A 23,263-nucleotide genomic window follows, 5' to 3' on the forward strand; every position below is an offset into this window, starting at 1 on the left:
GATGTTTGCGGCAACACCTGTTCACCGAGATTCAAAAAGCTTGTCCGTCAACGCACAATCAGATGTTTGACCTCCGGTGCAGCCGATCATGATCTCACTGAGCTGCCTCTCCATCTGCTGCAGATCCAGGATACGATTTCTGATGTCCTTTAGATGCGCTTCGGCAAGGACCATCACTTCGGCACAGCTAGGCATGCCATCATTGATCCCCAGGAGCGAGCGAACGTCCTCTGTTCGGAAGCCCAGATCGCGCGCCCGCAAGATAAATCGCAAACGCAACTGATCCACGTTTGAATAGAGCCGGTGGCCACTGGGTGAGCGCGCTGGTTCTGGTAGAAGTCCGATCTTTTCGTAATAGCGGATGGTTTCAAGGTTGCAGCCAAGCCGGCTGGCCAACTCGGCCCGCCTGAGCATCGCTCGCGACGATGTGATGTCCATGCTCAATTCTCCGCTTGCGTCTGTACCAACTACAGACCGTATCAAGCAGACGAACACAAGGCCAAGGACAACGACGCGTATGTCAGACAAGACAAACGGTTCTGGAAATGATCGTCGATCAAGCTGGCTCATCGCGGGTGGCGTGCTGGGGACCTTCCTCGCGTCGTCTTGTTGCATCCTGCCTCTGATACTGATCAGCGTCGGTGTGACGGGAGCTTGGATCGGCCAGCTGACGCTGCTGGAACCCTACAAGCCGGTATTCATGCTGATTGCAGCTGGGTTTCTCGCGGCTGGCTTTTGGGAAGTCTATTTTCGGAAGGGCAAGCATTGTGAGGATGGCAGCGACTGCGCACGTCCCGCACCCTCCTGGATCAAGCAGGTGGCCCTATGGGGCGGCGCGCTTATCGTGTTCGCGGCGCTGACCATCGAAACTTGGGCACCACTATTTTACTAAGCAAGGAGAGCAGGGATGAAGCGAACGTGGATGATTGCCGGCCTCGCCGGATTGGCGATTATGGGCGGAATGGCGCTTGCTGGCGCGCAGTTCTCGCAGACAGAGGTCGCAGAAGTACAGCAGGCCACGGCCCGCTTTTCCGTCGACAACATGACCTGCGCAACATGTCCCATATCGGTGAAAAAGGCGATGCTGCGCGTCGATGGCGTCAAGTCTGTTGAGATCGATTTTGGGACGAAGACTGCAGAGGTCGTGTATGATCCGGCGATCACGTCTCCGGAAACAATTGCCGCCGCATCGGCCGGCGTCGGGTATCCGGCGGTCCAGACCAGTTGATTGATCAGAACGCAAAAGAACAGCTGCGCGGCTTGGTACATCGAAGGCGGACACCGGGACCGGATCGTACCGCTTGAGTTGCTCTGGTGATTTCAGGACCGCTACCCGCAATCAATGATTCAAGGGGCCTCCAAGTTTCGCGTCTCTTGCAACTTCACGAGACAAGTCTCGAAGGAAAACTCAATGAAACACGAATGCTGCGCGCCGAACTGTGAGTACGACCTCGCCGTGATTGGTGCCGGATCGGCTGGATTCTCCGCCGCTATTACGGCCGCAGAGGGCGGTGTGCGCGTGGCTCTTATAGGGCACGGTACGATTGGCGGTACCTGCGTGAACGTCGGATGCGTCCCCTCCAAGACGATGATCCGCGCCGCTGAGGCGGTGTTTAGTGCGCAGTCGGCGCATCGGTTCCCGGGACTCAGGGGAGAAGCGCAGGTTTCTGACTGGGCGGCGCTGATCGCAGCAAAGGAAGATCTCGTCGCGTCACTGCGGCAGAAAAAATACGCCAACTTGCTACCAGGCTATCATGGTGTGACTTACATCGATGAGGGGCCAGCGCGGCTCGTACTTGGCGGTGTGGAGGTCGGCGGACGGAAGATCAAGGTATCCAAGGTCATCGTCGCCACTGGCGGCCGCTCGGCCGTTCCTGACGTCGCCGGTATTTCGGAGGTGCCGACGCTCGACAGCACGGCGCTCCTGGAGCTGAAGGCGCTGCCCGAGAGCCTGATCTTCCTCGGCGGCGGCTATATCGGTGTGGAACTCGCACAGATGATGGCGAGGCTGGGTACCCGCGTCACGATCGTGTGCCGCTCGCGGTTGTTGCCGCGCGCTGAACCAGAGGTGTCCGAGGCGCTCGCGAAGGCACTGCGCGCCGAGGGCATCTCGGTTGTGGAAAAGGTAACCTATGACGCCGCACGGCTGGACGGCAGCCGCACAGTCGTGACGGTAACGGTGAACGGTGCCGCCAGAGACCTGGCGGCTGATCACCTTGTCCTGTCGACTGGGCGCATTCCCAACACGGATGGGCTGGGGCTCAAAGAGATGGGTGTCGAGACTGATCAGCGGGGCGCGATCATCGTTGGCGATGATATGGCCACCACACGTTCCGGTGTATACGCAGCAGGCGACGTAACTGACCGGGATCAGTTCGTATACATGGCCGCTTATGGCGCCAAGCTGGCGGCGCGAAATGCGGTACTGGGAGGGAAGGAATGCTACGACAACGCCGCGATGCCGTGGGTGGTTTTCTGCGATCCGCAGATTGCAGGTGTCGGTCTGACCGAGGCGCAGGCTTACGCCGCAGGCTATGATGTCAAGACCAGTGTGCTTCCGCTTGAGAATGTTCCTCGGGCGCTCGCGGCACGCAATACCACAGGGCTGATCAAGTTGGTCGCAGACCGGGCTAATGACCGACTGCTCGGCGGTGTGATCATGGCGCAGGAAGGCGCTGATAGTATCCAGACACTTTCACTGGCACTGAAGTTCGGCATGACGACAAAGGCGCTCGGCGAAACCATTTTCCCTTATTTAACGACAGTCGAGGGGTTCAAGCTGGCGGCGCAGACTTTCGACAAGGATGTCGCGAAACTCTCCTGTTGCGCGGGCTGAGTCGCCGATTGGCACGCATTTCCTTTTTGCCGGTCAGTCACACCGCTCCACAAAGCGGCCGGGAGCATCACCGGCATCAAGCGCGAAGTCTCAGACCGGCACAAACCCGCCGGCGTCCAATCCGGCTCATTCGGGGTTGCCCGGACGTGCGATTCTGGTGTCCAGGCAATCAGCGCCCTCGGTCCCTGTGTTGCAGATCGACATGATACGGTAGCTTCCGTCGCGGCCTTGCTTGACCTCGAACGCGACAGTGTCGCCTTCGGAAAATCCAGTGAGGTCGACATCACCTGCGATATCGAAACCCATGGTCATCGCGCCCATGCCAACGCCGTCAATGGGGCCGTGATCGATGGTCAGGAAGTCCGATTGGCCCGCCACGGATTTGATCGTGCCCGTCGCACGGCCGATCCGCTCGCTGGCACCGGACATGTCAGAACTGGCCATCTCCGTCGGCGCGGTCTCGGCCGCCATCTCCATCGGCGCCTCCGCTGCCATTGTTTCGGCTGGGCGGACTTCCTGCGGGTTGCCGCAGGCGGCGAGACCGAGTGCGGCGAGGCTCGCGGTGATCAGGTTAAGGGTGTTCATGTCAGGTCTCCTTTTGCTTCAGTTAAGTCGGGGTGGGCGTCATCGGATATGGTTTCTGCGCCCGCGGAAAGCTGGAACCCGGTCCGGATATAGTAGATCGCCGGGATGACGATCAGGGTGAGGATCAGCGTCGAGGCCATGCCGCCCAGCATCGGCAGGGCGATCCGGCGCATGACGTCTGAACCCAGCCCTTCGGTCAGAAAGATCGGGGCGAGCCCTACCAGCAGCGTAAATACGGTCATCAGCTTCGGCCGGACGCGCATGGCGGCGCCGCGGCTAATGGCGGCAAAGAGGTCGGCATGTGTCCGGGGCTGGGCTTTGCGCACTTCGCCGTCGATATAGAGCAGCATGATCACAGCGGTTTCCGCAGCTATGCCGCCAAGTGCGATAAAGCCCACGGCGACCGCGACTGAGAGGTTGTAGCCTGCCAGCCAGACCGCCCATATACCGCCTATCAGGCCGAAGGGCAGGCTTGCCATGATGATCAGTGTCCGGTCGAGCCGTCCGAAATGCAGCATCAACAGAAGGAAGATCAGGGTGATCGCGGCGGGGATGGCGATCGCTAGGCGGGCATTGGCTTCTGCGAGTTGTTCGTACTGGCCCGAGAATGTCACGGCATAACCGGCGGGCAGCTCGACGGCTGCGGCGACGGCTTCGCGTGCTTCGGTGACATAGCTACCCATGTCGCGTCCGGCGATATCGACGAACACCCAACCGGTGAGCCGGGCATTCTCGGAGCGTATCATCGGCGGGCCCTCGGTATAGGCGATGGCCGCGAGTTCTCCGAGCGGGACGTGTGCGCCCGTTGGAGTGGGTACGAGGATCGTTTCGAGGTCGCCGGCGACTTCGCGGAAAGGCCGGTCATAGCGCAGGATGATGTCATAGCGTTCCCGGCCCTCGACGGACTGGGCGAGCCGCATGCCGCCGAGGGCGCTTTGCACCACGGTCTGAAAGGTTCCCATGTCGATATTGCGCCGGGCAAGTTCGCCCCGGTCGGGCGTGATCTCAAGAAATTTGCCGCCGAGCACCCGGTCGGCAAAGGCTGACCGCGTGCCGGGCAGTTTGGCCACGACCGCTTCGATGTCGCGGGCGATGCGCTCGATCTCCGCGAGGCTGTCGCCGGTGACTTTCACGCCGATAGGCGTGCGCACGCCAGTCGAGACCATGTCCATGCGGATCTTGATCGGGTAACCCCAGGAATTGACGAGGCCTGGCATCTGGAGGCGTTGGTTGAGTTCGTCCTGCAGGGCTTCCGGCGTCAGGCCGGGCCGCCACTCTTCTTTCGGCTTCAGGTGGACCCAGGTCTCGATCATGGTCAGCGGCGCGGGGTCGGTGGCCGTGTCGGCGCGGCCGGCCTTGCCGAAAACGCGCTCGACTTCCGGCACGGTCATTATCACGCGGTTCGTCTGGCCGAGGATTTCGCGCATCTTGGTCGCGGAGGCGCCGGGCAGGGTGATCGGCATGTAAAGGAGTTCGCCCTCGTAGAGCGCGGGCATGAATTCCGAGCCGATGCGCTGCGCAGGAACAATCACGCTGGCAGTGAGCGCAAGGGCGACGCCAACGGTCACCCACTTGAACCTCAACGCGAGGTGCAGGATGGGCTTGTAGGCCCATATGAAAAATACGTTCAGCGGATTAGCTTCCTCGCGCCGGAACTTGCCGCGCATCAGATGCAGCATCAGGACCGGTACCAGCGTGACTGACAGGATGGCGGCGAATGCCATGGCATAGGTTTTGGTGAAGGCGAGCGGGCTGAACAGGCGGTAGCTTTCACCGGTCAGTGCGAACACTGGCAGGAATGAAACGGTGATGATCAGGAGCGAGAAGAAGATGCCGGGACCGACTTCCTGCGCCGCCTCGATGAGGGCGGCGCGGCGGGCTTTCGCATCGATCCTGTCGCCAAGTTCTGAGAGCCTGCGGCTCGCGTTCTCGACCAGCACAATTGAGGCATCCACCATGGCGCCTATGGCGATGGCGATGCCGCCAAGGCTCATGATGTTGGCGGTGACGCCTTGCAGCGACATGATGAGGAAAGCGCCAAGCACGCCGAGCGGCAGGGTGATCACCGCGACCAGAGACGAGCGCACATGCAGTAGGAAGACAAGGATCACCAGCGCGACCACGATGCCTTCCTCGATCAGTTTCTCTTTGAGATATGCGACGGCGCCTTCGATGAGCGGGGCGCGGTCATAGACAGTGACGATCTCGACGCCGTCCGGCAGGCCGCGCTGGAGTTCGGCGAGCTTGTCCTTTACACGGCTGATGACCTGCAGAGCGTTCTCGCCATCGCGCATGATGACGATGCCTGCGACAGTCTCTCCTTCGCCGTTCAGTTCCACAACGCCGCGGCGCAGCGCCGGGCCTTCAATGATGCGCGCGACATCGCGCAGGAGGACGGGTGTGCCATTCTGTGCATAGAGAACCACCTCTTCAAGATCGGCGCGTTCATCAACGTAGCCGGACGAGCGGATGACGAACTCGGTTTCGGCCTGTTCGAGAACACGCCCGCCGACTTCGCTGGACGCCGCGCGCACTGCGTCCCGGACCCGGCCGATGGGTAGGTCATAACTGCGCAGCGCGTTGGGATCGATCAGGACCTGGTATTCGCGGACGAAGCCTCCTACCGATGCAATCTCGGCGACGCCTTCCACGCCGGCCAGTTCGAGCTTCAGGAACCAGTCCTGGAGGGAGCGAAGCTCGGCAAGATCAGTGCTTCCCGTCTTGTCGACCAGCGCATACTGGTAAACCCATCCCACGCCGGTCGCGTCCGGCCCGATCCGAGGGACTGCGCCATCGGGCAGAGCCGAGCCCAGACGCGAGAGGGCTTCAAGGACGCGCGAGCGGGCCCAGTAAAGATCCACATCGTCCTCGAAGATCACGTAGACAAAGCTTGTCCCGAACATCGAGGTGGCGCGTACGTCTTTCGTCTTCGGCAGGCCGAGCAGGTTCGTCGAGAGCGGATAGGTGACGAGGTCTTCGACGATTTGCGGGCTCTGACCTGGAAAGTCGGTGCGGATGATGACCTGCGTGTCTGTGAGATCGGGTATCGCATCGAGCGGTGTGCGCTCCACCGCCAGCCAGCCAGCAACCGCCAGCGCGGCGGCGAGGACGAGCACGATGAGCTGGTTCCGAACCGACCAGGAAATGAGGCCCGCAACCCAGGAACGAGACGGATCGCGGCCGGAGAGATCGTCTGGCGCGCTCATGGCTGGGTACCCGCCATCGGGTCAGGCCAGGCGACAGGCTCTGCCTGCCCATCTGTATACGGATTGCGCGGCGTCGTGCCTTCCTGCAGCCAGAGCCGGCCTGTTCCGGTCTCCTTGAACAAGGTGAGGCCCGCTTCGCGGTAATGGACAGGCGCGCCGTCGAGGAGCCAGGGTTCGAGCGCGGTCATCAGCCGGGCGAGATTATCCGCCAAGGCGGAGCCATCATCTGCCGTCTTCGCGGCGCGAAGGGCGGCCTCTGCCTCTTCGAGAACAGGCTCAAGCTTGGTCTGCGCAAAACGTGCGCGCAGCGTTTCGCCAAGGAAGAGGGCAGGGTCCACGAAGCGCGCATCGATCCGGTAGTTATCCGTCAGCGCTTCGTGGAAATAGAGCGCCATGTCCGTAAAATGATCTATATTCGCAAGTGTCGCCGCATCGACCGGCAGTTCCGACAGCGGCGTATCCGGTCCGGCCGTGACAGCGGCGGGCCCCTGCAGCTTGGCGAGACCTTCACGAAGGTTGGCCTCGCTGTCGAGCAGGAACTGGCCGCTCGCGACGACTTCGTCACCAGCGGTCAAACCCGACAGGATCTCCGTGCGGCCCTTGGCCTGGATGCCGGTCGTCACGGCCCGGCCCGTGAACCGTCCCTCTCCAAGTGCGATGATCACTTGTGTGCCACGGCTGTCCTGTAGCACGGCTTCGCTGGGCACAGACAGGTGGGACTTGCCGGGGATATCGATGGCGATGTCGGCATACGCGCCCGGACGAAGGAAACCGTCGGCATTGTCGATCTCAATGCGTACCTGGGCAGTGCGGGTTTTCGGATCGATGGTCGGATAGATATAGTCGATCACGCCGGTACCGGGCGCCTCTGGCGCGCTGGGGAAGGACAAGCGAACCGGGAAACCGGTCTCGATCAGCGACAGGTCCGTTTCCGGAACCGCCGCCATTATCCAGACGCCCGCATAGGATTGCAGGCGCAGGATTGGCGTGCCGGGTTTGACATAGTCGCCTTCGCGCACCTCGAGAGCCGCGACAGTCCCACCTGCTTCGGCATAGACAGGTACCCGCTCGATGACCGCACGGGTCTCGGCCACGCGGTTGATCGCGGCGTCCTGCATGCCGAGCGAGCGCAGGCGCTGGCGCACGGCGGCAATCCGCTTGTCGTTGCCGATGGCGAAGGCGTTGAGATAATCTTTCTGCGCGGCGATCAGGTCAGGGCTGTAGACGCGGTAGAGCAGAGCGCCCGGTCGGACCAGGTCGCCTTCGGCGCGCACGGTCAGAGTATCGATCCAGCCTTCGAGACGCGCGACGGAGACGTTTTCGAGACGGTCATTGGTCTCGACCGTGCCGAACGCGCGCAGCGAGCGCCCGAAGGCCGCGGTCTCTGCCCTGACCGTCCGTATCCCCATCGTCTGGATCATTTCCGGGGAAACGACAACGCCAGGTTCGGCGGCTTCATCTGCATAGACCGGTATGTAGTCCATCCCCATGAAGTCTTTCTTGGGAACCGGCGAAGTGTCCGGCTGACCCATAGGGTTCTTGTAATAGAGGATATCACCGCGCCCCGCGCTTGCGGTGGTCCCGCTGACCGGCACGAGGTCCATGCCGCAGATCGGACAGGAACCGCCTGCGTCTGTCGAGATATAATGCGGATGCATAGGACAGGTGTACGAGGCCGCCTGAGCGTCAGTTGAAGTCCCCGCGCCCGCAGAGCTGCCCTGGGAGCGCACGCCAGAGGCATCGCTGCAGGCGGCAAGCAGCGCGGCGGAAGTCGCAACGGTGAGGAGGAGAAGGCGGCGGTTCATGGTTGCACCAGAAGGGCGTTGATACGCGACGCGGCCCCCGCCCTGCGCGCCTCTTCGGCGGCGATATCCGCACGCAGTTTAAGGATCGCGATCTCGCCGTCGATGATCGGGGCATAGGTGCCGACGCCGGACTCGTAGATCGTCAATTGAGCGGCGATCTCGTCGTCCACGGCGGCGATGTTTTGCGCGAGGACCGCAATCGTTTCTTTCGCAGCCTTCCAGGCGGCTGTTTCGGCAGCGTACCGGGCGGCAGCGCTGCGGGCAGCAGCCTGATACTGCATTTCGGCGCTCGCCCGGTCGGCTTTCGCGGCCCGCAGTCGCGGCGCCTGACTGCGGCCGGACCAGAATGGAACGCTGAAGGTCACCATGCCTGAGACCCAGTCATCACCCGCAAAGTTGGCGCCCGCGTCGCGCTGCTGATAGGTCAGCTGCGCGCCCCAGTTGGGTTTCCAGGCCGCCTCTGCGCCGTCGATGGCGTAGCCTGCGACATCCATCCCGGCCTCGGCGACCCGGACGGCGTGAAAGTCGCGGGCCTCGCCGCTCCAGCTGGCAGGCTCGACCGGCGGCGCGGGGGTAGTCGGCACGAGACCTGTCAGGTCGACAAGGCGCGCATCGATTTCAGCCTCACGCTGCTTCAGGACGACGAGCTCTCGGGCGACGCGGGTGCGTTCAGCCTCGATCTCGGCGAGCCGGAAAACGGCAGGACGCCCAGCATCGATTTCGGCCGCGGCAACCTCTGTCAGTTCGTCATATTTTACGCGGCGGCTTTCTGCGAGTTCCTGCTGGCCGGCGATGCTTTGCTTCTCGTGAAGCAGTGCGACGAGTTCGCCGTGCAGCATCGCCAGCTGGGCGTCCCGCAGCCGATCGGTTTGCACAGCCATGGCGCGTGCCTCGCCGGATCGAGCCTCGCGGCCCGCACGGCTGGGAATGGCCTGGCTGACACCGACGGCCTTGTTGGTCGGGAGGAACGCGTTGAACGACGGATCGAAGATCGGGAAATTGTTGACGCCGAGCGAGACCACGGGATCGGGCAGGGCGGTCGCAGCGACGGCCCGCTCGCGGCCCGCATCAGCTCGTTGAGTGAGGGCTTCTATCGATGGATGCTGGCGCAGACGCGCATCGAGTTCTTCAAGCGATTGAGATGCGGCCGGCAGTGCGACTGCCGCGAGCGCCAGGGCTGCGAAGAGCAGCCCGTTTCTGAGTGGAGAATACATGGGAGTAGCGCCTTGATGGTTTGAGACGAGGGGCTAGACACCGCGTTTGCGGGCCGCTCCGTCTCAGATCTGCAGGCGCTGCTTCAGGGAAATCGGCGTATAGAGCGGTGGCGAAAAATTTCGCGGTGGACCGGTCGAGAGGACGAGGAGACGTGGTTCGAACTCCTCAGATCGTGCTTCCGCAGCGATCAGTCCCGGATCATCAAATACGTTGGCCGTCACAAGACCCAAGTTGTCCGGGGCCGGCGCTGCTAACATCAGCATGTCGCAATCGACGCATCCCGGGCAATCAGAAGGTGCTGAGGCGTTGCCCTTGTTATCCGAAGAATCTGTCGTGCCCTCGTTCACAGCGTCGTGACAGGGCGGTTCTGCGTGCTCGACCGTCGCCTGCGCACTTTGATGCCCGGTCAGACAGCATGCCATGACGGGCTGAGCCGCGAAAACCGCAATCATCAGGGTCATCAGGAGGCGGTAAAGCAGACGCATGAACCAACTTAGGACGATCTTTGTTAATATTTCAACGTTGAAGGCCCAACGTCACAGCAACGTGAGGCGATTTTGCGTTGACGAATACAAAGGCTTCATTGACGCGTCGGGCAACACAGCGGCGCAATTTACTACAGGCGAAACATGTCTTTTCGACTGTTCCTTGCAGTGCAGGGGTCCAGCAAACGGCGGTTCCCGACACGGCACGGCAAGCATGGGCAGTCTTGACTCCGCAACGGTTGCGCACGGCATTAGCTCTGAGGCTTCGATATGTGAGCGACGCCATCGAGGACATCAGAAGTCGCGCCTGCTTTGCCTTTTTCGCAGCAGGAACGCGTCTTCTCTTTTGCTTCAGGCGCCGACTTCATCATGTCGTCGCCGCATTTCATTGGATCTGGCTTCGCAGGCGCGGCTAGGGAGGCTGCGCGGATGGGTCGGAAATCGGGGTGACCCACCTTATGATGGGCGAAAGCGGGCATGGGCGCCATCAGTGCCAGTGTGGCAACTACGACGGCGGCGGAGAACTTTTTCATCACAAAGGTCCTTTGATGGCAGCTTTTGGCTGGTTGGATGCAGACTGACTGCCAGTCTGTCCTTTTGAATTCGAAGGACTGAGCCGATTGGTTACACTCTTTCTGGAAAAAGGCCCTGTATCGCTTGATCATGGCAAGCTCCGGAACAGGTACTTTTGGGTTCGCGAACCCGCGGCAAAGGTTTTGCGCCTGGCCTGTAACCTTTTGCTTTGAAACGCGAAGGAACCTTCAAGGACGCTGGTCTGGTGAAGGGCTCGTGACTGCAATCATGCTGTTTGTGCAAGAAGGTGGAAGTTTCGACGTCCATCTTTCGCTGCGAGAGACCAGGCCGAAATGTCGGCCTGTGCCTGTTGCAACAATCAGCACTGCGATACGGTCAGAAAATCAGAGGATTGAGGCGTGCGGGCGAATGAACCGATATGAACCTGAATTGCACGCACTGATGATGAAAAGCCTCGCCGGGGAAGAGTTTTCCTACAATGCGCTTCTCACCAAGTTGAGCAGCCTTTTTCGCTCGTTCTTTCGTCACAAGTTATTTGGCCACGATGAAGCAGCGGTCGAGGACCTTGTCCAGCAGACGCTGCTGGCAATTCACTTGAACAGGCACCGATATGATCCCGGTCGTCCCTTCACAGCTTGGGTCTATGCTATTGCTCGTTATAAAATGATGGATCATTTCAGGCGTCAGCCAGCTGGCCGGGTATTTGTTCCGGTGGATGATGTTGAGGGCCTCTTCTCCGCCGAGACTGCGGATCATTCAGACTCCAGTCGCGACATCGAAACGTTGCTAACGCAACTGCCGGAGAAGCAAGGCGGAGCAATCAGGCTCGTGAAGTTGGAGCAGCTATCGGTTCAGGAGGCGTCAGAAAGAATGGGTATTTCCGAAGCGGATATCAAAGTCAGCATTCACCGTGGACTAAAGAAACTCATGTCACTTGTTTCAAAGGAAAAGTTGCCGTGACAACCGACGATCTCGTAGCAGACCTTTCCCGCGGACTATCCGCGGTTCGCCCTTCGAGACATCGTCTGCGCCTGGCGGTGGCGGCGGTCGCAGGTTTGGCCCTATCGATGATCCTGCTTCTTCTGATTTTTGGTGTGCGCGCGGACTTTTCTCCGACTAGCGGTCCTGTTCTGTTAAAGGCTGTCTATGGTCTGACGGCTGCTGCTGCTACCGCGCCGTTCCTTCTGGAGGTGTCGCGTCCAAGCACATCGGTCGGACGAGAATTCTTGCCGATCTGGATATTTGCGGCCCTGAATGTTCTGGTGGGGATTCTTGTCATGGTGCTGACCCCGTTGGATTTGCGCATGAGCGCCTGGACAAGTGATCAGTTCCCAGAGTGCCTTTACAGGATTCCGTTACTTTCTCTTCCCATCGCTATGGCCCTGACGCTTGCCGTCCGTGGACTCGGCGCAACGCGCCTTGCGCTTGCTGGCTCTGCCATCGGAGCAGTTTCAGGCTCGCTGGCGGCCATTGTTTACGCCGGTTGCTGTCCGGCTGATTCAATTCTCTATGTTGTAAGCTGGTACCTTGCTTCAGTGTTGTTGTGTGCAGCAGCCGGTGCTGTGGTTTTGAGCAGGATGCTTAAGTGGTAGTGATCGAATTTGCTCGCCGTAGCAGCGGCGGCCTCAGGTGACCTGGTCGCTTACGACGCGGCCCACGAAGTCATCACGCGCAAATTGCACCTGCTAACCTCGCGGCTACCATAGTGAATCGGGGACTTTGCGATCCCAAAGCGGAAGATGCTTTGCTGATCGATCGCGGTATCAGGGATGACGAGAGACCTTGCAGGGCGCAACAGATACCTCTTCCTGGCACGGTTTCGTTCTGAGGCTGTCTGGCTGGTTCGGCTGGCAGCAAGATAATGTCGCATCAACGCTGCCGAAGCCTTCGGCTGCAGTTGATTGATCAGTCACTCCGGAACGAGCCAACAGCTACCCAACTGTTTCGAATCCACACGATTTTCAACATTGCAGTCCGCAGGGCGAGTCTGGAAAAGCCTGGGCGATATCATTGTCTTGCCGATCGGCTTAAGCGCGATGCGTTAATGATAACGGAGACAGAAGAGAGAGCCATCGCGGCAGCTGCGATCATGGGAGAGAGCAGGGTGCCGGTGAGGGGGTACAGGACGCCTGCAGCAATGGGAATGCCGGCAGCGTTGTAGGCAAAAGCAAAGAAAAGGTTCTGCCGGATGTTCCGCATGGTTGCCCGCGAAATAGTCCGGGCCCGTACAATTCCGCCAAGATCTCCCTTGAGTAGGGTGACGCCCGCGCTTTCGATGGCGACATCCGTGCCGGTTCCCATCGCGATGCCGACATCGGCGGCCGCCAGGGCGGGAGCGTCATTCACACCGTCCCCCGCCATGGCAACGACCCTTCCCTCGGCGATCAGGCGTTTCACAATCTCGGCCTTCTGGGCGGGTAGGACTTCCGCTTCAACAGCATCGATGCCAAGCGAGCGCGCGATTGCGTCAGCCGTCGTGCGGTTGTCCCCTGTTGCCATGACGATGTGCAGGCCTGCCGCTCGCAGCGCGCTCAGGGCAGCGGGCGTTGAAGGTTTCACAGGATCTGCAATCGAAAGCACGGCTTGTACTGCGCCTTCGACGGCCAGATAGATGGCTGTTGCGCCGTCCGTCCTGCGGCGTTCCGCAAGGGCTTGGAATTCGCCTGTGCTGATGCCGAGTTCATTCATGAACCGCTCGGCGCCAAGAGCGACCTTCTGTCCCTCGACGATCCCCACAACACCTTTGCCCGTCGGCGAATCGAAGTCTGAGGGTTCAGCGAGCGCCAGGCCCTTTGCACGGGCTGCGGCGACAATCGCCGCGGCGAGAGGATGCTCGCTGTGGCTCTCGAGACTCGCGGCAATGCGCAGGGCAGAGGTTTCATCCGCGCCCGGCATCATGTCGATGGCAACAAGAGCCGGCTTCCCTTCCGTGAGGGTTCCGGTCTTGTCGATCAGTAACGTATCCACTTTTTCCATACGCTCGAGCGCTTCGGCATTCCGGATCAGAACGCCAGCGCGCGCCCCGGCTCCGACACCGGTCATGATTGACATCGGCGTGGCAAGACCAAGCGCGCACGGACAAGCGATGATCAGTACCGAGACGGCGGCTATGAGACCGTAAGAGAAGGCAGGGTCCGGCCCGAATATGAGCCAGCCAAAGAAGGCTGCTATGGCGACAACGATCACTGCCGGAACAAACCAGCCCGACACTTGGTCGGCGAGGCGCTGGATAGGCGCGCGGCTGCGTTGCGCGTCGGCCACGAGATGGACGATCTGGGAGAGCATGGTCTCGCTGCCGACCCGCTGCGCTTCAACAATCAGGCTGCCGGTCTGATTGACGGTTGCGCCAATCACGCGGTCATTTACCGATTTGGTCACCGGCATTGATTCCCCAGTGACCATCGACTCGTCGATGGAGGAGCGCCCTTCGGTGACGACGCCGTCTACCGGTATCTTTTCCCCGGGCCGCACCCGCAGGCGATCACCAGCAACGACCGTCTCGAGCGGTACATCTTCTTCATTGCCATCCGCATTGATCCGGCGGGCCGTTTTCGGCGCAAGGTCAAGCAGCGCCCGGATCGCGCCTCCTGTCGCTTCCCGCGCCTGGAGTTCGAGCACCTGCCCGAGCAGCACCAGCGTGATGATGACCGCAGAGGCTTCAAAATAGACGGGCACGGTGCCGTGCGCCGAGCGCAATTCGGCCGGGAACAGGCCCGGCGCAATCGCGGCTATCATACTGTAGATCCAGGCCGCGCCGGTACCGAGTGCGATCAGCGAAAACATGTTGAGGCTGCGGTTTCTGACAGATGCGGCGCCCCGCGCGAAGAAAGGCCAGCCTGCCCAGAGCACCACGGGCGTTGCCAGAGCCATCTGGATCCAGGGATTGATCGTGGGCGGAATGAACCGGTCAATACCGAAGACGTGCCCACCCATTTCGATGACCAGCAGGGGTAACGACAGCACCACGCCGAACACAAAGCGCCGTTTCATGTCGCGCAGCTCGGGATTGGAGCCATCGCCTGCGCTGGGCGTCATCGGCTCGAGGGCCATGCCGCAAATCGGGCAAGCGCCGGGGCCGTCCCGCACGATCTCCGGGTGCATGGGGCAGGTCCACTGACTTCCTGCAGCTGCCATCTTAGCTGGTGTCGCGCTGGCATGACCGTGGCAGCCAGCCCCGTGGCCTGAGTGGTCATGCATATCCGCCTCATGCGCCGTGAAGGCATTCATGTAGGTGGCGGGATTTGCTTCAAACTTGGATTTACAACCTGCGCTGCAGAATACGACCTCGGCACCTTCATGAATGAGCCGGTGCGGGGTGTCTGCCTTCGGGGTCATGCCGCAGACCGGGTCGCGCGTCGGTGACGGATCCGCTGTTGTCGTAGTTTCGCTTGAGGACATGCCGAGCTCCTGCGTGTTTTTTGCTACGTTTTCAAATATACCCCTATACCGTATCGGTCAATTACCCCGTGGGGGTATAGTTGATCTTGCCGGCGCTCTTCAGCCATCGCCTAGGAACGGCCGGACGAGCTGACCTGTATAGGTTGAGGGATAGTCCGCTGCGTTTTCGATCCCAAGGTCGCCCGAGAAAAAGGGGCGATCCGCATCGAAGTGGGCCGTTCCGAGCAGCCTGTCCCAGAATGTCGTGAAGAGACCAAAGTTGACGTTGCCCTCAGCCGAAGATTTGAGGTGATGAAACCGGTGGACGGGCGCAAGTGCGAGCACATGGCGAAGCGCGCCGATCTTCATGTCGGTGTTCGAGTGCTGGAGGAGCAGCTGGACCGCCACCGCGAATGCAAGCAGTACGGCGACGTCCAGCGGCATGCCAGCGAGAATGAGCGGCGCTGTCCCTGCCATCAGTTCGATCGCCTGATGGACGGGATGTTTCATGAGGCCGTTGAAGCCGTACATTCGCGTAACGCTGTGATGCACCGCATGGAAGCGCCAGAGGAACTTGTTGTGATGGCTTGCCCAGTGAATGACGGTGATACCGGCGTCGGCGACAAGTATTGCAAGCAGCAGCTGAGCCCATAGCGGCCAGCTGCCGGGCCAGATCGGAGGGAAGGGTACGATGGCAGCCATGATCGGGATGAGGAGCACCGACACGGCAATCGAACCTTCATTGACGAGCGCGTGAAGTCCATCTCTCAAAGTATCGCCCTTTGGGTGGTTCCAGTCCTCATGGTACGGAATAAACCGCTCAGCAAGAAATGACATCGCGATTGCCGCGAGCAACAGCCCCGCAAGACTAGCTTTGGGCGCACCTGAATGCACGAGTGCGATTGCGGCGCCATTGAAGGTCAGCAGCATCAGCGGCGCATAGGTCCACTTGGTGATTTGCTTTAAAGTGGGCATGGGGATTCCGTTTGACTGCACGCAGGCGAGTGTCGCCTCATCTGATCACAGGGTAACGGGCGCGGCTCAGCCGTCTTGAACGATTCAACAACCTTGCCGCGTCGGGGCAATCCGGACTTCCAGGCCAGAAAGACCTGCGCCGGGCGAAACACCGAACCAGCGGCGCATGCGGCGCGTGAAATGGGATTGATCGGAAAAGCCGCCGGCCTCAGCCGCTTGAGCCAGACTTGCGTTGCCTGAAAGTGCGCGCGCTGCGCGCTGCAACTGCCGCCACTGAAGAACGTGGGAGATGGGCGCCCCGAATGTTGCATGTGACATCTGGCGCAGGCGACTGGGCGACACTCCAAGGTCGTGAGCAATCGAGCCTGGCGTGGCGGAGTCCGGGGCGCCATCAAGCAGCTGTGTCAGCGATCTCTCTGGCTGTGCGGATTGTTCTCCAATCGTGAAGACACCCATCAGGCTAGCCGGCGAGCCGGTTTCGTTGAACTCATCCAATGCGGCTGACAGGCGCGAACCTGCAAGGCTGAAGCCGCGTTCCTGACCCGAACCCGCTGGGGCGGCGCTTGCGCGGTCAAAGTAGATGCTCCGCAACCTTGTCTCGATTGGACCGATGGCGTGTGCACATCCCGACGGTATGATCACGTACTGCCGAGACGGGATGATCTGGAGCCTGCCGAAGCACTCGACTTCAAGCGGCCCATCGATCCCCGCAGTCAGCTGGTGAGCGAGATGGGTATGGGGCGCGTTGGCGCCCGCCACGCCTTCCAGTATCGCCCAACCGTCTCCGATGGTGAGCGAGCCACGCCAGCGCTCTGCCTGCATCAATGACTGTCACCTTCGGATATCTTGGCCGAAGACCAGTGTATGTGGACAATCTTCCAGTCTCCGTCCGTCTGTTTGAGGACCATCGTCTCCATCAGACGACTGTTGACGTCCTTGCCGCGGAACGTGCCGGTGGACACAGCTTCGGTCATGACTGTTGCAAGGCCTTCGCCTTCAAAAACGTGGCGGCTGAGGACCTTTGTCTCAACCGCTTTTGAGAACTCGATATCTGCGCCCATATGATGGGAGCGGTATTCTTCGAGAGAGCGCTCGATTCCGCCGCTCTCGGCGATCTGAATGTCTGGGGCCATCAAAGCGGACAGGGCGGCTGTATCGCCCGCATCAAGCGCCGCAGCAAAGGCATCGACGATCCCGGCAGGTGACCCTGGTGCTTCCGGGTGGGCGCTTTCATGGGCAGAGGCAGGGCCCGCAACACCCAGGAGAGCTGCGGTAAAGATGGCGATGATGTAGGTTTTCATTCGGGTTTCCTTATTCAACTGGGCCAGAAATTGTTGTCGCGGCGGCAATGATACCGAGAATCAGCACAAAGAGCACCGCATCCACCCGGAGCGTCGCCCGGAGGTTCGCCCGCCCGCTGACGGCATCAGTGGCGAGCTGGTGTGTGACACGGGTCATGTTGAGGGCGCCAAGTCCGAGGATCAGTAGTGCGGCCAGAAACTTAGTAGCAAGGAGCCGTCCGTATCCGGAGTTGAGCGCCGATGTCAGGTCGCCATTGATCCGCCAGAAAAGGTAGACGCCGGATACAAACAGCAGCGGCACGATGAACCGGGCGACACGGCTGAACGATTCCGCGCGGGCAAGAACATCTCGGTCAGTCAGCGCAGGGGCAGGCCAGAGCGTAACGGGCGCCGCCAGCCAGAAGCCGGCGATCAGGACATGGACCGCAACGACCCAGGGGGCGAGCCCCGGCGCCTCAAGACCTGCCGTATGCCCCGTGAGGCCAAAGCCTGCGCTGATGCTGACAGCTGCGAGCATCGGAAGGATACGACCTTTCGCTATGCTTGCCGCAAAGAGGAGGACAGCGCCCGCGAACAAGGCCAGCGCAGGCCTTCCGCCGCCGGCCCAGGTCCACCCGAACTGATCAAGCGACAGCGCCGCGCCGAGGCTGCCGCCCATCTGTGCGTTGAGAATGAGCAGCCGGATCAGCGTGGTGGCAGCCACCAGGGCGGCGAGCCATGTGTAGGCGCGACGGTTGGTGTGCAGTCCGAGCGCCCCGTGAAGCGCCGCCCCGATCGCTGCGAGGCTGGCGCCATACAGCAGGATCTTGGTTGCAAGATTGGCGGCGTCCAGCAGGGGCATATGGGTCCGGCCTATTTCAGTTCGAAAGTCGATTTGCCGGTCATCGGATGACCATCCTTCGACATCGTACGCCATTCGACGGTGTAGAGACCTGGCGCGAGTTCCGGCAGCGGCACCGTGAATGTGGCTGCCGGTGCTTTTGGCGGCGTGAATCCGAGATCGACCTTTTCTCCGGCCTGTGTCTGGATAGAGAATGATATCAGACCGACCGGCTGGCTGAAGCTGAACGAGAAGTCTGCAGGAGCGGAGTCGATGACGGCCGCATTCTCGATGCTCGTCGATTTGACACTGATGTGGGCAAGCGCGGGAGCAGCTGAGAGAGCGAGCGCCAGAAGTGTTGCGGCGATTAATTTGGGCGTGTGCATGAGATGTCCTTTCCGGACCGAGAGTTTCAATTAGATACGCTTCAGAACCAGAGCCTGATGCCGGTGACGAAGGAGAGGGTTTCTGTGTCTCCTCCACGGGCCCGGACAAAGCCGGCGGTCTCGCCGGTCGAGGCTTGCCAATTGACCCCGACATAGGGCGCGAACTGACGATCGAACTCATAGCGAAGGCGCAGGCCAAGTTCCGCTGTCGATAGTCCGGCGCCGGTTTCAAGTTCGGGCACATCTTCAGCCGCGAAGTTCAGTTCCGTGCGCGGTTGAAGCACGAGACGCTGGGTCAGCAGGAATTCATACTCGGCTTCGAAGCGGGCAGAGAGATCACCTTCTTCACTAAGGAACACTGCGCCGTCGACTTCGAACCAATAAGGGGCGAGACCCTGGATTCCGGCTACCGCGTAAGTGCGGGAAGGGCCCGGCTCGAAATCATGACGCACACCTGCCTGCAGGTCGAAGTACCGCGCGACGGGCCGGGACCAAAGTGCCTGCAGTTCGGTTTCTTCAAAACTGCCAGCATCCAGATCATAGTCGATCTCGGATTTTATCCAGAGCCGGTTCTCGTCCGTACCCCACCACCCCTGACCCTCCAGAAGAAGAGCGGGAGAGCCCTCGCCTGATTGGTATTCGAACCGGTCGGCGAGGATCATGTAATTTGTCCCTCCGCCATGTTCTTTTTTCAGGGCATCCTGAGACGCCTTGAATTCATTCTTATCCCAATAGGCTTCGGCCTGCGATCCAGGTACGGGCGTCTCCTGAGCAAAGGCAGGCGCTGCTGCGAGCGGTGAAAGCAGGATAATCGTCGCAATCATCTGAGCGCGGGTCATTAACGGTGTCCTTCGTGGCTCATGCCCGTCATTGGGGCTTCTTTTGGCGGAGGCTCGTCCGTCGGCAGAGTAGACGAAGTCATGTGATCCCTGTGCGGAGCATCCATGCCAGCCGCCGCACTTCGTGGGAGGACGGAGACGACCTGCATCATGCCAGCATGCATATGGAAGAGCAGGTGGCAGTGAAACGCCCAGTCTCCGACATGGTCCGCTGTCACGTCAAAGGACAGGCGCTCGGCAGGTTTGACGGTGACCGTGTGCTTGCGCGGCTTGTGATCGGTGTCCCCGACAACGAGATCGAAGAACATGCCATGCAGATGGATCGGGTGCGTCATCATCGTATCGTTAACGAGCGTCACGCGCAGGCGTTCGCCTTCATGGAAGATGATCGGACCGGTAACCTCGCTGAGCTTCACGCCGTCGAAGGACCACATGTAGCGTTCCATGTTGCCGGTGAGGTGGATCTCTATCTCGCGGCCCGGCGCCCGTGTGTCGGGGTTGGGTGTGAGACTCCTCAGCTGTGAATACCGGAGCGCCCGGTGCGGGACTGATTCGAGGCCCAGCCCCGGCTCATCGATCCGGCTTACCTGAACCATGGCGACGTTATCCACACCGGCGCCCATCCGGTGTTCATGACCCTGCGGGACTGACACAGCCATGTCCATCGCGCCGTGATCCATGCCGGGCATGGCGCTATGGTCCATGCCGGCCATTGAGCCGTGATCCATGGATGCCATGTCCATGCCCATGTCGCGGTGGGTCAGAACGGGCGGCTCGCGCAGGAGAGGCGCGGTGGCAACCAGGCCCGCCTCGGGCGCCAGAGTGGCGACCACCTGACCGGACCGGTCGATCGATTCCGCGACCAGCGCAAACGGCCGCGCTCGGGTCGGACTGACAATCACGTCATAGGTCTCCGCCACCCCGATCTGGAACTCGTCGGTCTCCACCGGTTGGACATTGAGCCCGTCAGCGGCAACCACCGTCATCGGCAGTCCCGGAATCCGGAAATTGAAGATCGTCATCGCCGAGGCGTTGATGATCCGTAGCCGGATGCGTTCACCGGAATTGAAGATTGCAGTCCAGTTGTCTCGCGTCGCATGACCATTGATCAGGTAGGTATAGACCGAGGCCGTGACATCCGAGATATCGGTCGGCGACATGCGCATGGCGCCCCAGGAAGTCCGGTCGGCAAGCGCTGTGCCGAGACCGTCTTCACGGGCGTCCTTCAGGAAGTCACCAACCGTGCGCTGCTGGAAGTTATAAACGGCCGCATCTTTCTTCAGGCGGGCAAACACCTTGTGCGGATGCTCGAACGTCCAGTCGGACAAAACAAGCACATACTCACGGTCTGCTTCGACGGGATCGGCGCCGGCAGGATCGATGATCAGCGGGCCGTAATGGCCCAGCTGTTCCTGAAGTCCGGAATGGGAGTGATACCAGTAGGTGCCGCTCTGCGGGACCGCGAACTCATAGGTGAAGGTCGACTTCGGCTTGATGCCGGGGAACGAAACACCGGGCACACCGTCCATATGGAAGGGCACCAGAAGCCCGTGCCAGTGGATCGATGTGTCTTCGTCGAGGGTATTGTTGACCTTGAGGGTCACCTTCTCGCCCTCGCGGAACCGGATAAGCGGCCCGGGCAGTGTTCCGTTGATCGTGATGGCATGGCCGGAGCGGCCTGCTATCTTTACGGCGCTGTGGCCGATGGTCAGGTCAAACGCGTTACCGCGTGTTTCGAAGATGCCTGTGTTGCCAGCATTGGCGCTTCGCGCCCAGGCGGGCAGGAGGGACGTGGAGGCGGCGAGCACGCCGCCAGCGGCGGCCGTGCGGAGGAGACTGCGTCGTGTGAACATGTGATTTGCCTTGTCGAAGGGGAACTGAGTCCCTGCGCAGGGCCGGAGCAGCGCAGGGACCTCACCAATTAGTGCTGTGAATGGTCGGCGGCTGGCTTGGCGGCATCCGTCGCGGCGGGCGCAGCTTCTGGCGCCATGCCCGGCATCTGCGAGTGGTCCATGCCTTTCATGTTGCCGTGATCCATGCCGGGCATTGTGCCGTGATCCATTCCCTCCATCGCGCATGGCTTGCCGCTGGCTTCGGCGGCCGACATGGCCGTCTCGTGCATCTTGCCCATGCAGGCGTCGTGCAGGCCCTCCGGGGCATCGAGCGAACACATCGCTTCGATCCGGTAGGATTTTGACTTTGCATCTTCCGCTAGGAGGAAGTGAACCCGGTCGCCGGCCGCAAACGCCGCAAGGTCAACGCCTTTCGCGGCCTTGAAGTCCATCGTCATGGCGTCCCAGTCCAGCGCGGCGATGGGGCCGTGGTCGATCGTGGCTTTCGAGGTTTTGACATCGAGGGCGGTCACTGTCCCTTCGCCCACTGGAAGGCCGCAATGATCCGTGTGCTGCATCGATGCGGCTGAACTGCCGGCTTCCAGAGCAAATGCGGGGGCGGCAGAAAGTACCATCGCAAGCGCGAGGATTGAATGAAAGAGTTTCATGGGTAGATATCCTGTGATTGATCAGCTTGAGCAGAGAGCGCCAAGAGCGCTCACTTCAGTTGAGTGAGACCAGTCGCGCCGACCAGAGGCTGGCGCACCGATCATCTCAGGATCAATTCTGCAGGCGTATTTTCAGAGTTACGAGCGAAGGGCTCGGCCGAGGCGGGCCTCGGGTTGGTTCAATTCTCAAGTCAGCGAGTTGGAACACTCCGAGTGTCTCAGTGACGGGCTTCGCGGGTAGAATAGCGACGTCGGCCGGAAACGGGCTGACCGACTTGGTTAGGGAATCGGCCGGTAGGGCAACTGCTTCGCACCCGGTGCAGTCATGACCCTGATTTTCGGACTCTCGGTCACAATGGTCAACGTCTGGCACCTCAACAGCGACCGTGTGACCGGCGTGCCCAGTCGTTTCGGCCACTGCGACTTCTGGCCCGGTGAGCGCTTGTGCGACGGAAGCGCATGCACACGCGGCGTGGCAGCCGCCCAACACGAGCAGGGTGAGGGCAACTATCGCGCTACGGATCGAATCGACCATGATGCGTTGACCAGCCTTTATCTTCTCGTTATGTATACCCCCAAGAGGTATATGTCAAATGCAACACGCGCCGCCTAAATCAGTTGTAACCCGGTTAAAGAGGATTGAAGGCCAGGTACGCGGCGTGTCCGGAATGGTCGAGGATGGCCGGTATTGCATCGATATCCTGACCCAAGTCCAGGCAATCAAGGCTGCACTTGGGAAGGTCGAAGATGAGCTCCTGAAGAACCACGCGGCTCACTGTGTGGAAGAGGCCATCCGGGAGGGCGATGCCGAGAGCCAGAGGCAGAAGTTTTCTGAGCTTGTGGATTTGTTCGGCAGGTATCGAAGCTGATTGAACGGTCCATACATGCGCTGGCTATCCGGCAAAGATCAGAAAGCGCGTGAAATCACAATGACGCCGATCAGGGCTGCCAGAAGAAAGCTCAGCTGACGTATCATATCCGGCTTTGGAACCAGACCTGAAAGCGACGTGGGAACCGGCATGGGTTTGAGTGCCGATACATTGGCGCCGCCAGTATTTCCCAAGGGGACCCAGCCCGCAATGAATCCGGGCACAGTGGCGGCCAGCCGCGTGATCTGGCCCAGGATCTCGCGCCTATCCTGCCTTTTTTTGCGGCAACACGAAGCATCCAGGCGTGAACCGTTATGTGCGGCAGCAAAAACTGCTGGCCAAGGACGTGCGCGATCTCAAGGTGGGAGAAAGCGGCGTCATGATTTCCGGCTCGGTAACTGGACTTCGCCGCGTTAAGATTTTGCGTGTAAGCGGCGCGAAGCTCGGGGTTCATTGCGGGTCCTCTTCTGCACTGAGCGCTGCATTTTCACGCGCCTTGCAAGCCCGGTAAAGCACGAGCCGAGCCGAAC

Annotated in this window: 23 protein-coding genes and 1 pseudogene; 6 read left to right on the plus strand and 18 right to left on the minus strand. The window is 60.7% G+C overall.

Annotation, left to right across the window (positions count from 1 at the left end; genetic code table 11):
• Nucleotides 1-21: 21 nt before the first annotated feature.
• On the minus strand, nt 22-438 hold the full coding sequence (locus HNE_RS08335; RefSeq protein ID WP_035591799.1) for a MerR family transcriptional regulator: 417 nt from the start codon (nt 436-438) through the stop codon (nt 22-24).
• A 79-nt stretch (nt 439-517) separates the two neighbouring features.
• Between HNE_RS08335 and HNE_RS08340 the strand changes: the two genes are divergently transcribed.
• From HNE_RS08340 to merA, 3 genes are all read left to right on the plus strand, one after another.
• The gene (locus HNE_RS08340; protein WP_011646695.1) at nt 518-892 is read left to right on the plus strand and encodes a mercuric transporter MerT family protein; all 375 of its coding nucleotides are present in this window, start codon (nt 518-520) and stop codon (nt 890-892) included.
• Between the two features lie 15 nt (nt 893-907).
• Nucleotides 908-1,228, plus strand: a complete 321-nt coding sequence (locus tag HNE_RS08345; RefSeq protein WP_035591796.1) for a heavy-metal-associated domain-containing protein — start codon at nt 908-910, stop codon at nt 1,226-1,228.
• 183 nt (nt 1,229-1,411) lie between these two features.
• The gene (gene merA, locus HNE_RS08350) at nt 1,412-2,836 is read left to right on the plus strand and encodes a mercury(II) reductase (RefSeq protein ID WP_011646697.1); all 1,425 of its coding nucleotides are present in this window, start codon (nt 1,412-1,414) and stop codon (nt 2,834-2,836) included.
• A gap of 126 nt (nt 2,837-2,962) precedes the next feature.
• Here merA and HNE_RS08355 read toward each other — a convergent pair whose 3' ends face one another.
• The 6 genes from HNE_RS08355 to HNE_RS08380 form a co-directional block, all read right to left on the minus strand.
• A complete protein-coding gene (locus tag HNE_RS08355; protein WP_011646698.1) occupies nt 2,963-3,421 on the minus strand; it encodes a copper-binding protein in 459 nt (152 codons plus the stop codon).
• The gene (locus tag HNE_RS08360) at nt 3,418-6,627 is read right to left on the minus strand and encodes an efflux RND transporter permease subunit (RefSeq protein ID WP_011646699.1); all 3,210 of its coding nucleotides are present in this window, start codon (nt 6,625-6,627) and stop codon (nt 3,418-3,420) included. Before HNE_RS08360 ends, HNE_RS08355 begins: the two co-directional genes overlap by 4 nt.
• Complete coding sequence (locus HNE_RS08365) at nt 6,624-8,432, minus strand: efflux RND transporter periplasmic adaptor subunit (protein ID WP_011646700.1); 1,809 nt, start codon at nt 8,430-8,432, stop codon at nt 6,624-6,626. Before HNE_RS08365 ends, HNE_RS08360 begins: the two co-directional genes overlap by 4 nt.
• Nucleotides 8,429-9,646 (minus strand): TolC family protein, encoded by a 1,218-nt coding sequence (locus tag HNE_RS08370; protein WP_011646701.1) that lies wholly within the window; start codon nt 9,644-9,646, stop codon nt 8,429-8,431. Before HNE_RS08370 ends, HNE_RS08365 begins: the two co-directional genes overlap by 4 nt.
• 63 nt (nt 9,647-9,709) lie before the next feature.
• Nucleotides 9,710-10,132, minus strand: coding sequence for a hypothetical protein (locus tag HNE_RS08375; protein WP_035591794.1), 423 nt, complete (start codon nt 10,130-10,132; stop codon nt 9,710-9,712).
• A 251-nt stretch (nt 10,133-10,383) separates the two neighbouring features.
• On the minus strand, nt 10,384-10,797 hold the full coding sequence (locus HNE_RS08380; RefSeq protein ID WP_148205848.1) for a hypothetical protein: 414 nt from the start codon (nt 10,795-10,797) through the stop codon (nt 10,384-10,386).
• Between the two features lie 277 nt (nt 10,798-11,074).
• On the opposite strand from HNE_RS08380, the gene HNE_RS08385 reads away from it, so the two are divergent.
• Both HNE_RS08385 and HNE_RS08390 read left to right on the plus strand, forming a co-directional pair.
• Nucleotides 11,075-11,626, plus strand: coding sequence for a sigma-70 family RNA polymerase sigma factor (locus HNE_RS08385; RefSeq protein ID WP_035591789.1), 552 nt, complete (start codon nt 11,075-11,077; stop codon nt 11,624-11,626).
• Complete coding sequence (locus HNE_RS08390) at nt 11,623-12,258, plus strand: NrsF family protein (RefSeq protein ID WP_011646705.1); 636 nt, start codon at nt 11,623-11,625, stop codon at nt 12,256-12,258. The genes HNE_RS08385 and HNE_RS08390 overlap by 4 nt, the downstream gene beginning before the upstream one ends.
• 415 nt (nt 12,259-12,673) lie before the next feature.
• On the opposite strand, the gene HNE_RS08395 is transcribed toward HNE_RS08390, so the two are convergent.
• The 9 genes from HNE_RS08395 to HNE_RS17945 form a co-directional block, all read right to left on the minus strand.
• A complete protein-coding gene (locus tag HNE_RS08395; protein ID WP_011646706.1) occupies nt 12,674-15,064 on the minus strand; it encodes a heavy metal translocating P-type ATPase in 2,391 nt (796 codons plus the stop codon).
• 99 nt (nt 15,065-15,163) lie between these two features.
• Nucleotides 15,164-16,018 (minus strand): sterol desaturase family protein, encoded by an 855-nt coding sequence (locus tag HNE_RS08400; RefSeq protein ID WP_011646707.1) that lies wholly within the window; start codon nt 16,016-16,018, stop codon nt 15,164-15,166.
• 84 nt (nt 16,019-16,102) lie between these two features.
• A complete protein-coding gene (locus HNE_RS17940; RefSeq protein ID WP_011646708.1) occupies nt 16,103-16,840 on the minus strand; it encodes a helix-turn-helix transcriptional regulator in 738 nt (245 codons plus the stop codon).
• The gene (locus HNE_RS08410) at nt 16,840-17,319 is read right to left on the minus strand and encodes a YybH family protein (protein ID WP_011646709.1); all 480 of its coding nucleotides are present in this window, start codon (nt 17,317-17,319) and stop codon (nt 16,840-16,842) included. The genes HNE_RS17940 and HNE_RS08410 overlap by 1 nt, the downstream gene beginning before the upstream one ends.
• A gap of 10 nt (nt 17,320-17,329) precedes the next feature.
• A complete protein-coding gene (locus tag HNE_RS08415; protein WP_011646710.1) occupies nt 17,330-18,160 on the minus strand; it encodes a copper resistance D family protein in 831 nt (276 codons plus the stop codon).
• An 11-nt stretch (nt 18,161-18,171) separates the two neighbouring features.
• Complete coding sequence (locus HNE_RS08420) at nt 18,172-18,525, minus strand: copper resistance CopC family protein (protein ID WP_011646711.1); 354 nt, start codon at nt 18,523-18,525, stop codon at nt 18,172-18,174.
• Nucleotides 18,526-18,566: 41 nt separating this feature from the next.
• Nucleotides 18,567-19,364 (minus strand): copper resistance protein B, encoded by a 798-nt coding sequence (locus tag HNE_RS08425; RefSeq protein WP_035591786.1) that lies wholly within the window; start codon nt 19,362-19,364, stop codon nt 18,567-18,569.
• Nucleotides 19,364-21,217 (minus strand): copper resistance system multicopper oxidase, encoded by a 1,854-nt coding sequence (locus HNE_RS08430; protein ID WP_011646713.1) that lies wholly within the window; start codon nt 21,215-21,217, stop codon nt 19,364-19,366. Before HNE_RS08430 ends, HNE_RS08425 begins: the two co-directional genes overlap by 1 nt.
• A gap of 68 nt (nt 21,218-21,285) precedes the next feature.
• A complete protein-coding gene (locus HNE_RS17945) occupies nt 21,286-21,864 on the minus strand; it encodes a copper-binding protein (protein WP_011646714.1) in 579 nt (192 codons plus the stop codon).
• Nucleotides 21,865-22,457: 593 nt separating this feature from the next.
• On the opposite strand from HNE_RS17945, the gene HNE_RS08445 reads away from it, so the two are divergent.
• The gene (locus tag HNE_RS08445) at nt 22,458-22,733 is read left to right on the plus strand and encodes a metal-sensitive transcriptional regulator (protein WP_011646715.1); all 276 of its coding nucleotides are present in this window, start codon (nt 22,458-22,460) and stop codon (nt 22,731-22,733) included.
• A 38-nt stretch (nt 22,734-22,771) separates the two neighbouring features.
• On the opposite strand, the gene HNE_RS19135 is transcribed toward HNE_RS08445, so the two are convergent.
• Entirely contained in the window at nt 22,772-22,957 is a 186-nt protein-coding gene (locus HNE_RS19135; RefSeq protein ID WP_011646716.1) for a DUF3703 domain-containing protein, read from the minus strand.
• A gap of 107 nt (nt 22,958-23,064) precedes the next feature.
• Nucleotides 23,065-23,187 (minus strand): annotated as a pseudogene (locus HNE_RS19140) (DUF3703 domain-containing protein); the annotation flags it as partial.
• Nucleotides 23,188-23,263 lie beyond the last annotated feature (76 nt).

Source organism: Hyphomonas neptunium ATCC 15444 (assembly GCF_000013025.1).
GTDB lineage: Bacteria > Pseudomonadota > Alphaproteobacteria > Caulobacterales > Hyphomonadaceae > Hyphomonas > Hyphomonas neptunia.

Excerpts from the sequence above, each read along its gene's own strand:
- HNE_RS08370 (WP_011646701.1), bottom strand. The coding sequence starts at position 9,646 with ATGTATTCTCCACTCAGAAACGGGCTGCTCTTCGCAGCCCTGGCGCTC.
- HNE_RS08385 (WP_035591789.1), top strand. The coding sequence starts at position 11,075 with ATGAACCGATATGAACCTGAATTGCACGCACTGATGATGAAAAGCCTC.
- HNE_RS17945 (WP_011646714.1), bottom strand. The coding sequence starts at position 21,864 with ATGAAACTCTTTCATTCAATCCTCGCGCTTGCGATGGTACTTTCTGCC.
- HNE_RS08375 (WP_035591794.1), bottom strand. The coding sequence starts at position 10,132 with ATGCGTCTGCTTTACCGCCTCCTGATGACCCTGATGATTGCGGTTTTC.
- HNE_RS08335 (WP_035591799.1), bottom strand. The coding sequence starts at position 438 with ATGGACATCACATCGTCGCGAGCGATGCTCAGGCGGGCCGAGTTGGCC.
- HNE_RS08410 (WP_011646709.1), bottom strand. The coding sequence starts at position 17,319 with ATGAAAACCTACATCATCGCCATCTTTACCGCAGCTCTCCTGGGTGTT.
- HNE_RS08355 (WP_011646698.1), bottom strand. The coding sequence starts at position 3,421 with ATGAACACCCTTAACCTGATCACCGCGAGCCTCGCCGCACTCGGTCTC.
- HNE_RS08420 (WP_011646711.1), bottom strand. The coding sequence starts at position 18,525 with ATGCACACGCCCAAATTAATCGCCGCAACACTTCTGGCGCTCGCTCTC.
- HNE_RS08395 (WP_011646706.1), bottom strand. The coding sequence starts at position 15,064 with ATGTCCTCAAGCGAAACTACGACAACAGCGGATCCGTCACCGACGCGC.
- HNE_RS08400 (WP_011646707.1), bottom strand. The coding sequence starts at position 16,018 with ATGCCCACTTTAAAGCAAATCACCAAGTGGACCTATGCGCCGCTGATG.
- HNE_RS08415 (WP_011646710.1), bottom strand. The coding sequence starts at position 18,160 with ATGCCCCTGCTGGACGCCGCCAATCTTGCAACCAAGATCCTGCTGTAT.
- HNE_RS08445 (WP_011646715.1), top strand. The coding sequence starts at position 22,458 with ATGCAACACGCGCCGCCTAAATCAGTTGTAACCCGGTTAAAGAGGATT.
- HNE_RS08430 (WP_011646713.1), bottom strand. The coding sequence starts at position 21,217 with ATGTTCACACGACGCAGTCTCCTCCGCACGGCCGCCGCTGGCGGCGTG.
- HNE_RS08380 (WP_148205848.1), bottom strand. The coding sequence starts at position 10,797 with ATGATCAAGCGATACAGGGCCTTTTTCCAGAAAGAGTGTAACCAATCG.
- HNE_RS08360 (WP_011646699.1), bottom strand. The coding sequence starts at position 6,627 with ATGAGCGCGCCAGACGATCTCTCCGGCCGCGATCCGTCTCGTTCCTGG.
- HNE_RS08345 (WP_035591796.1), top strand. The coding sequence starts at position 908 with ATGAAGCGAACGTGGATGATTGCCGGCCTCGCCGGATTGGCGATTATG.
- HNE_RS08340 (WP_011646695.1), top strand. The coding sequence starts at position 518 with ATGTCAGACAAGACAAACGGTTCTGGAAATGATCGTCGATCAAGCTGG.
- HNE_RS08425 (WP_035591786.1), bottom strand. The coding sequence starts at position 19,364 with ATGACCCGCGCTCAGATGATTGCGACGATTATCCTGCTTTCACCGCTC.
- merA (WP_011646697.1), top strand. The coding sequence starts at position 1,412 with ATGAAACACGAATGCTGCGCGCCGAACTGTGAGTACGACCTCGCCGTG.
- HNE_RS17940 (WP_011646708.1), bottom strand. The coding sequence starts at position 16,840 with ATGCAGGCAGAGCGCTGGCGTGGCTCGCTCACCATCGGAGACGGTTGG.
- HNE_RS08365 (WP_011646700.1), bottom strand. The coding sequence starts at position 8,432 with ATGAACCGCCGCCTTCTCCTCCTCACCGTTGCGACTTCCGCCGCGCTG.